Below are 7,965 nucleotides of genomic sequence, written 5' to 3' on the forward strand. Positions count from 1 at the left end.
ATCCACTGGCCGAACTGGCGCCTGCGGATTTACGTCTGGCCGATGGTCGCAGCCTCAGCGAACTGCTCACCGCTTGCCCGTTCGTCGGCCTGGAACGCCTCCCGGCCTCCTGAGTGATCACCGCCACGGTTACGGCAGTAACGAGGAGGATTTGTTCGGCATCAAGGATGAGTTGCCCGCGCAATACAACTTCCTGTCGGTGCGGGCGCCGATGACGATGGAAGAGGGCAGCTATCAGTGGTTTCGCAAGAAAGGCGAAGGCGCCTACAACGGCGAGACGGATGACCTGAAGGCCAGCGGCGAGGTTTTGCTGGATTTCGTCGCACAAGCGGTGAAGAAATATCACACCGAACCGAACAAGGTATTCCTGGTGGGTTTCAGCCAGGGCGCGATCATGTCCTATGAGGTGGCCCTGCGTCATCCCGAGGCGGTGGGCGGGATCGCGGCGTTGAGCGGACGGATTTTGCCGGTGCTCCAGTCCGAACTGAAACTCGATGAAAAGCGCCAGAAGCTGGCGATTTTCATCGGTCATGGCACTGCGGACAAAAGCCTTCCGTACATTGACGGCACGGACGCCGACAGCCTGTTGCAGAGCCTGTCACTCAAGCCTGAATTTCATGCCTACCCTGGCGTCGGTCACACCATCAGTGCGGCCGAAATGCAGGACTTGAGCGCGTGGTTGCAGCGCCTCAATCCCTGATGCTTACTTGCCGGAGACGATCTGTTTGACCAGCGTCTCGTGGCCAGCATTGTCACTGAGGCGGGAAATCACCTGAACGATCGCCATGCGCGTGTTGGACGCGGCCATCACTGTGGTGTCGAGGGTTTTGCCGCCGCCCTGGGTGGCGGTGCTGTCGATCTGCCGCAGCCCCAGGCCAGTGCCTTTCTGGGTCAGGCTTTTTTCGCTGAGCTTGGTGAAGTCCGGCAGCGCCGTGGCTTGTTCGGTGGCGAAGTCAGACGCCGCGGAGTCGAGGAACTGACCGTCGTTGTCTTTGACGTTGAGGCCGCCGGGGATAGTGTTTTCAGCCGCGATCACTACGGTTTTAGTGGCCTGATTGGTGTACATGGTGCCCGTTGCCCCAGCGGTGCCGGTGGACGCGTCGCCGGCAGGCAGCGGGTTGGCGATGAAACCTTTGGGCAGGGTGAACGTGAACTTGCCGCCGAGCATCGAGACGGTCTGTGCGGGCGCGGTATCGCTGGCAGTGGCCTTGGCGGCCTGCGCATTCAGCGCTCCCAGACTGGCAGCCGCCGTCAACAAAAGGGCAACGGCTTTTTTACTCAACAATGACATTCAGAAACTCCAGGGATGGTCGGTCTCGCGGTGGGGGGCGATCATCCCATGGAGGTTGCGGCGCATTCCAGCGCGGTCTAACGGACGGTCACGTTCCTATGGCCAGCGCAATTACCAATGGCTACTTATGGACCAGCTCCAACCAACCACTGCTGGGCGTCATCGGCCTGAAACGACCACTCACCGCACGCATCGACGGCGCCACCAGCGAGGTCAACCTGCTCAACGAACATGGCATCACTACCGTCTTCAATTCCTACGGCACCGGCCTGCGCTTATGGGGCTACCGCACCGCGGCTTGGCCCAGCGTCACCCACATGCGCAACTTCGAAAACGTGCGCCGCACTGATCTCCGATTCTTGCCGGTGCTCGCTGGTATTTGGTCGGTTTCTGTCGGTCGCTACCGGCAGAAATCGGCCAGAAGGAGACGCTCGGAAGCGTCAACGAAATTAGGGGCAATTCACTGATCGGCGACCCGAGCCTGGCCGAAGCCATCCTTAACCGCCTGGTGCACAACGCCTACTGGATCAACCTAAAGCGCGAATCGATGCGCAAACGGACGAAGAAAGTGACGGCACCGGGCGCCTCAGACTTATAATGCAAAACGTGCATCGCCACGCTACGACTACCTGTCCGGATGGTGTGGAATCCGCGGTCATGAATCTCGCTCAATATGATCCATTGCAATACCAACGGACATTATTTTACAGATCTCATCCGCCAGATCGATTTCGCTAATCCGAGATTGTTTTGCATACCAGCGTGGTATCCAAAAAAAAGCGCCGGGAGCCAGGCTGATAATATTCTTATCTGTGTTGCGATGCAGTCCCTCGCTGACAGCAGCTGATCGAATATCATCTAGATTACTGGCGATAGCTCTTGATCGGCTAGCATATTTATGAGCAAACGGGGATGTAGTACCTTGTAAAGTAAGTGGAGGACTATTCGATATTTGCGCTTGACAGTTCAGATGCAAAACGACCAGAAGTTTACTTAATGGATCAATATTGCATTTCGAAGCAATGTCAGCAATTTTCTCGTACTGATCAAAGGCCTGAAGAAAGCAAGCCTTAATCAAGTCCGGCTTATCTTTAAAGTAATGATAAATGGCACCCTTGGTAGCACCTATATATTCCGCAATATCATCAAACGACGCTGCATCAACTCCCTTGCAATTAAACAATAAAGACGCTGCACCAATAAGTTGAAATCTCTTCTCATGATACAGGCTTTTTGAGTCAAACGTATTTATCTGTCTTGCCATGAGAAAAGGCAGTTTTAGATCACAATTAAACTGAAGCTCACGATCCGAGCTAATGCCATAAAAAATGACCTGCGCAATCCCATTCGCGGCACTAGCATAGCGATTTGCCAACTTGCTTTCTTCCAAGTCGGCCCACCTATACCAGAGCTGCGCCCAACTCAACATACCTTGAATCACTTGGACGGTGACTTTAGGATCTACCTTTCTAATCTCGCCAGAAGCTATGCCCTGCTCAACAATAGACTCTAGTAATAAGATGTTCCTTTCGTTGATATCACAAATAACCTGCCTGCGCGGCTCAGGCAATAGATCAACATCGGTAAGCACTGCGCGCTCAGCACTGCCTCCTAACAAAGTGCGCTCAATATATGAGCTCAGCTTTTGCAATGCCCCTGATCTTTCGTCTTGCACAATGCGCAAATCTGCTTCCGTTGCCTCGCCTGCATATAAATAGCAAGCATGAATAAGATCCATGCGATCTTTAAAATAATAATAAAGCGCATTGCGAGAAAGTCCGGCGCCTTCAGCAACATCACTTAGGCTTATTGATGTGGCACCACGCTCGTTCATTTTCAGCGATGCGACATGAATGACTTCAAGCCGCTTGGCCTCTCGCTTCTCAGTACTGGTTCTATTGGGATCTGTTGGCATCAATCGCACTTATGGGTTAGCCGCACTTAGTTCAGTATATAGTAAGCATGCACCACTCGTCATCCACTGATGACTGCGACAACTCGCTACGCTCGCCTCAATATGTAAACCTAATGTTTCTTATATGTGGTAATGACTATCTTGCCGCCGCTCAGTTCCAGCAGCGTATTGTGTTAACCGAGGAGGCCGGCCCAAGGGCATAAGTAGCACAATCGATAGTTTTGTCAAGGCAGAGCCTGCGCATTATGACGACAGGCCCTGTTTGGGTTCAGCGTTGTATTAGTTGCCTAAGCGCCGCAGTTCTCCCGGCTCGAAGTCTGCGGCTTTAGCGTGAACGCCGAATTTCCAAGGGGCACGCTCTTCATTTGCGAGACCTGAAATCAAATAGCTTCCACTATTCAGGTCATGCCATATGCTGACGCTATACCAAGGAACCTGTGCATCGTAATACTGAACTAACGGGTGTAGCCCTACGCGCCAAAGCTGGCCCCGGGTATCGTAGGCGTCTGTTGCTAGAATGCTCCATGAATCTTCGTCTATATAGAATGTGCGACGCCCATAAACATGCCTGGCGCCATCCCTAATCTTAGCCTCAACTACCCAAACCCGGTGCAATTCATATCGCATATAATTCGCATTTGGTGTATTTGGAGTGAGTATCTGATCATAAGTAAGAGTTTTTGATGCGATGTGATATGCATTGTATCCGACGTACATCTCCCGCTTGCCAAGAAGCTTCCAGTCATAACGGTCTGGGGCGCCGTTGAACGCGTCATAGTCGTCGGTGGTGATCAATCCTTCAGAACCATCTACTGGAGTATCGTAGGCGATAATAGGAGCTCTCCGAACGCGGCGCTGACCGACACTATATATCCAGGCTGAACGAGGTTCCTTAACCTGATCCACAGGCTCATGCACCAGCGATATATTTCCTACTAAAGAGGCCGGATCGAGGAATTTCCCAATAAAATTAAATAGTCGGTTCTCCGTATGACTGTCTAGGTTCTGGTCATAAACCCTGAGTTCCTGTGCCCGGATTAGTGAGTAACTGCCTGTCGCCCGTACTGGGGTCTGAATAAAAGTGCGTTCTATACCGCCGCCCAAAAAACGAACATTGTGATTCCATATTGCCTCCAACCCGTTAGCTGGAATTGGGAAGGGGGTTGTTGAGCCATTGAGATTGACAAGACCGAATCCGTTCAGCTCGACATTTACCGCCTCCTTTTTTACCTTGGCCTCAATATTCGGTGGAAGTGAGGCGGTACGATGCGATGAATATATGGGCATCTTGAAATTCGGGTATTTCGCACGCTTAGCTTGTCTTCATATTGAGCCATATTCGCGGCGGTAATTGTAAAAAGTGGCTGCTCACCAGCGAAGGGGTCTATGTACCCTTGCTCCGGAGTCCAGCCTGTCGGTGGTGTTTTCATGCCGCCGGTATAGGCAGGAATAGTGCCGTCGCGGTTGCCGGCCATTTCGCCACCCATCGGTGTCAGATCGTTTCCTAAGCGGGCCGCCTCTTCGGTAGTAATTTTTGCAGTAGCCGGTGTGCTTAGTCCTAAAAATATTGATACTGCAAAGCTTCCTAATATTGCAACATGGAGTTTCTTGTTCATGCTTATGATCTCTTGCTTTTATGTTTAGAAACTGAAACTGTAACTAGCCGCGTAATAGTCGCGGTCATGCAACGGGTCGTATACCGCGCTGTCAGCAAATCGGACGTAGCTCAGATCAACTTTGTGTTTCTTGTCGTAGTTAAAGGTCGCTCCCAGCGAGGTCACAATTCGGCCTTCATTGAATTGCCCATCTGGAGAGACCCCGTCAACGTCCTGGCTGACAAAGATGTACGGTGAAACTCCGACTCCAGAGTTCATTACGTTGGAGTAGTCCAATTGGGCTCTCAGGCGATATCCCCAAGCGTAATCAGTGACATAGCCTTTGTTCTTGCAACCGCCGGGACTTGTATTGCTGACGGGGCCGCCCGAGCCGCTACAGGTACTACCGAGACTGCTATCGGAACCTACGCCGTAGACGAAGCCTCTTCCGTAGCGAGGGTCGCTAGCCCCTTGTGGTACGTTGTTCCACTGAAAACCGACCTCACCAATTATCGTGAGGGTTTCTGCGCCCAGCACATTGGGATACTGGTTTATGCCATTCAACAGCAGCTGCGTCTGCTCGAAGCGATCCCATGAGGCGTAAAAGCTTTGCGGATTCTGTCCGGTGAGCAGCTGTTGTTGCAGCCCGCCCAGAGGCCCGGCGCCAGATAGGACGCCAAGCAGCAAGTCGGCGCCATTCTGCTGAACCGGCTGATTAGGCGAGTAACTCAACTCAGCGCCCACCGACCAAGTGTCGATCACCGTCGAAAAGCTCAAGCCAAACAAGTGAATATTCTCGGGGTACTCCCAAGTGGTGCCAAGGCCGCCAAATAGCGGAGGGGCCGCATTAGGGAACGCTGCGAGCGGCGTTGGGTGGCCAGCCGACACACCGATAAAGGGCGTTCGAGAGTGGTAATTGAGGTAGTACAGCCCTAGTTCGCCATCGACCGCATCGATTGGCATGTGGAACGCAACACCCCACTGCCCACCGTCACTGGGGTCCTTGCCTTTATATGTCGGGATATAACCGCCGGCATTGATCGATTCGGCCGAGGTAATCCCTGGGATTATGACACCCGCCACATTGCAGTCACCCTGCTTGGAACCAATGGCCCCCTCGGTCTGCGACCAGTAGTTGCCACAGCCTTCTATCGGGGTGTTCTCGTACTTGAGTTGATAGAAAGTCTCTACTGACATGCCATCCGGCAGTCCGATGTTCATGTAGGCCATCCAGACTGGAATCAAGGCCTCTTTCAACTCGGTGCCAGGCCGTCGCAGGGCCGGAACGTCCAGAGGATTAACTTGGTTCACGCCTTGGATGAATACGCTTTCGCCCCAGTTAATAACCTGGCGACCAAGACGTACTTGGACCGGTGTTTGCTCAAAATTAAAGGTGTTGTAGATATAAGCATCGAGTAGGTAGAGGCCCTGGTACTTCTGCAGATCCTCTAAGCCGTCGTCATTCAACGGTCGCTTACGATATCCGTTGGACACGCTGCCAAAATTGACGTCTTCTTGTTCAAGAGTGTAGTCATACCAGCCCTTTACACGAATGACCCCCCCCATGTCGCCGTTACGTAACGACAGATCGGTAACAAACTTTCCGATTGTTGAAAAGCGATCACCCTTGTCATAGTTGAGGTTGCCACTATCAACCTTGTCACCTAGCCCTCCCGACTTACCTGCTAGCGCGCCATTTGCAGCGCTGTAAAGCGCCTTGTCCTGGCCTTCTGCGCGCCACTGGGAGCCTATGGAGAGCGTGGTATTCCACTGTCCATCCCAACCGTTATCTGTTTGAAAGCTGAGCGCATGTGCCTGTCCGGAAAAAGCTAGCGCCACAGCGGCGGAAATAGGACTAAGGATCAAATAAATATTTTTATTTTTATTACGCATATATTCTTCCAGAAGTTGATATATACCGCGACTCGACTCGCACGCATGTACCTTTCCTGCTCAACAACTGGGCGGCCATCAGGCAGAACAACTTCATAAGCATCTGGCACTTCGGAAAATTAACGCCTGCGATATGTAAAATGAGTCAATTGTTAAGACTTTCCAAATCCTGATATAACGCATTAACGAGGGAGACAGCGCGCGGATCACCTATCAAGTCAGCGCCCATCTTGTTCATGGTATAGGCACAACCGATGCCCTTGTTTCGGTCAGCGAATGCGAAGGACCCTCCCCAACCGGAATGCCCAAATGCTGACTGATCTGGCCCGTAGAGATGCATCGTGTTAAGGAGAAAACCGTTAGCCCACTGTGCTTCCAAGCTCATCACTTTGTCCACGGCCCGACGAGTTTGAGGAGCAATGGAATCCATCAGCGCTTGTTCGCCAAGCAATTTCTTGCCTGCCAGCATGCCGTCAGTTGCCAGTGCGCCATAAATAAACGCCAGCGCTTCTGCGGTAGCAAAACTATTGGCCGATGGGATATCTGCCGCCTTCCAAGCAGCAGTATTGGCAACTTCAGGCGACATCATCGGGTTCATCAATGCCGCTATTTGCGCATCGGTGAATTCAGTTGCGTACGCTTGAGTGCTCAGGTCAAGTGGCGCAATAACGTCGGAGCTACGCATCGACATCGACACGGGTAAACCAATATGAATATCCAGGCCATAAGCGCCGTATAGCTCTTCACTGACGAAGGTCTTCAGGGTCCGCCCATCTACACGCGTGAACAGTTCACTCACCAGTAAACCGATTGTTAGTGCGTGGTAGCCATGCCCCTCTCCGGGCGTCCAAAATGGTTCCATCTCGGCAAGGTGGTTAGCTGCTTTCTGCAGGTCAAACAGGTAGTCGACTGAAACTGGCTCGCGAAAACCGCAAAGCCCTGCTTGATGAGACATCAGCATACTGAGGGTGATTTTTCTCTTTGCCCCCTCGGCAAAGGCAGGCCAGAACTCGGCAAGTGGAGTATCAAAACTTATCTGGCCACGATCAACCAGCATCGCAACACATATTGCTGTGACCCCTTTAGTGGTGGACCAGACGTTCACCAAGGTGTCTCTGGTCCATTCAGCTTGTTGATCATCGGCTTTAGGGAAGGTCTGAAGTACCCACCGATTTTTCATGCCCTCTCTGCTTGAGGTTCAAAAAATCATGAGTCGGTCGAAAAACAGGCCTTTCCTGTCCTTAATTCATGGTTCTTTCCTCTAGTCGCGC

Annotated in this window: 8 protein-coding genes and 1 pseudogene; 3 read left to right on the forward strand and 6 right to left on the reverse strand. The window is 52.2% G+C overall.

Annotated elements, in window-relative coordinates; all coding sequences use genetic code 11:
• Positions 1-700: alpha/beta hydrolase (locus tag FQ187_RS29465; protein ID WP_149632177.1), on the forward strand; the 700-nt coding region annotated here is incomplete at its 5' end.
• A gap of 3 nt (positions 701-703) precedes the next feature.
• On the opposite strand, the gene FQ187_RS29470 is transcribed toward FQ187_RS29465, so the two are convergent.
• Positions 704-1,291, reverse strand: a complete 588-nt coding sequence (locus FQ187_RS29470; protein WP_149632178.1) for a hypothetical protein — start codon at positions 1,289-1,291, stop codon at positions 704-706.
• Between the two features lie 98 nt (positions 1,292-1,389).
• Between FQ187_RS29470 and FQ187_RS30665 the strand changes: the two genes are divergently transcribed.
• Together FQ187_RS30665 and FQ187_RS30185 are read left to right on the forward strand one after the other, a co-directional pair.
• Complete coding sequence (locus FQ187_RS30665; RefSeq protein ID WP_256667486.1) at positions 1,390-1,758, forward strand: hypothetical protein; 369 nt, start codon at positions 1,390-1,392, stop codon at positions 1,756-1,758.
• Positions 1,749-1,889, forward strand: a pseudogene (locus tag FQ187_RS30185) (ATP-binding protein); the annotation flags it as partial. The gene FQ187_RS30665 and the pseudogene FQ187_RS30185, both read left to right, overlap by 10 nt.
• A gap of 57 nt (positions 1,890-1,946) precedes the next feature.
• On the opposite strand, the gene FQ187_RS29485 reads toward FQ187_RS30185, so the two are convergent.
• The 5 genes from FQ187_RS29485 to FQ187_RS29500 all read right to left on the reverse strand — a co-directional run bounded on the left by FQ187_RS29485 (position 1,947) and on the right by FQ187_RS29500 (position 7,874).
• Positions 1,947-3,206 carry a TetR/AcrR family transcriptional regulator gene (locus FQ187_RS29485; protein ID WP_149632179.1) on the reverse strand — a complete coding sequence of 420 codons (1,260 nt, stop codon included), beginning with the start codon at positions 3,204-3,206 and terminating at the stop codon, positions 1,947-1,949.
• A gap of 279 nt (positions 3,207-3,485) precedes the next feature.
• Entirely contained in the window at positions 3,486-4,493 is a 1,008-nt protein-coding gene (locus FQ187_RS29490; RefSeq protein ID WP_256667484.1) for a DUF1329 domain-containing protein, read from the reverse strand.
• On the reverse strand, positions 4,433-4,822 hold the full coding sequence (locus tag FQ187_RS30670) for a DUF1329 domain-containing protein (protein WP_256667485.1): 390 nt from the start codon (positions 4,820-4,822) through the stop codon (positions 4,433-4,435). The genes FQ187_RS29490 and FQ187_RS30670 overlap by 61 nt, the downstream gene beginning before the upstream one ends.
• Before the next feature lie 24 nt (positions 4,823-4,846).
• Entirely contained in the window at positions 4,847-6,694 is a 1,848-nt protein-coding gene (locus FQ187_RS29495) for a DUF1302 domain-containing protein (protein WP_149632180.1), read from the reverse strand.
• A gap of 145 nt (positions 6,695-6,839) precedes the next feature.
• Entirely contained in the window at positions 6,840-7,874 is a 1,035-nt protein-coding gene (locus tag FQ187_RS29500) for a serine hydrolase (RefSeq protein WP_149632181.1), read from the reverse strand.
• Positions 7,875-7,965: the final 91 nt, after the last annotated feature.

The sequence above is a fragment of the Pseudomonas sp. ANT_J28 genome, assembly GCF_008370005.1.
GTDB classification, from domain to species: domain Bacteria; phylum Pseudomonadota; class Gammaproteobacteria; order Pseudomonadales; family Pseudomonadaceae; genus Aquipseudomonas; species Aquipseudomonas frigoris.

Coding starts and splice junctions, on each gene's coding strand:
- FQ187_RS29495 (WP_149632180.1), bottom strand. CDS start 6,694: ATGCGTAATAAAAATAAAAATATTTATTTGATCCTTAGTCCTATTTCC.
- FQ187_RS29470 (WP_149632178.1), bottom strand. CDS start 1,291: ATGTCATTGTTGAGTAAAAAAGCCGTTGCCCTTTTGTTGACGGCGGCT.
- FQ187_RS30670 (WP_256667485.1), bottom strand. CDS start 4,822: ATGAACAAGAAACTCCATGTTGCAATATTAGGAAGCTTTGCAGTATCA.
- FQ187_RS30665 (WP_256667486.1), top strand. CDS start 1,390: ATGGCCAGCGCAATTACCAATGGCTACTTATGGACCAGCTCCAACCAA.
- FQ187_RS29490 (WP_256667484.1), bottom strand. CDS start 4,493: ATGCCCATATATTCATCGCATCGTACCGCCTCACTTCCACCGAATATT.
- FQ187_RS29500 (WP_149632181.1), bottom strand. CDS start 7,874: ATGAAAAATCGGTGGGTACTTCAGACCTTCCCTAAAGCCGATGATCAA.
- FQ187_RS29485 (WP_149632179.1), bottom strand. CDS start 3,206: ATGCCAACAGATCCCAATAGAACCAGTACTGAGAAGCGAGAGGCCAAG.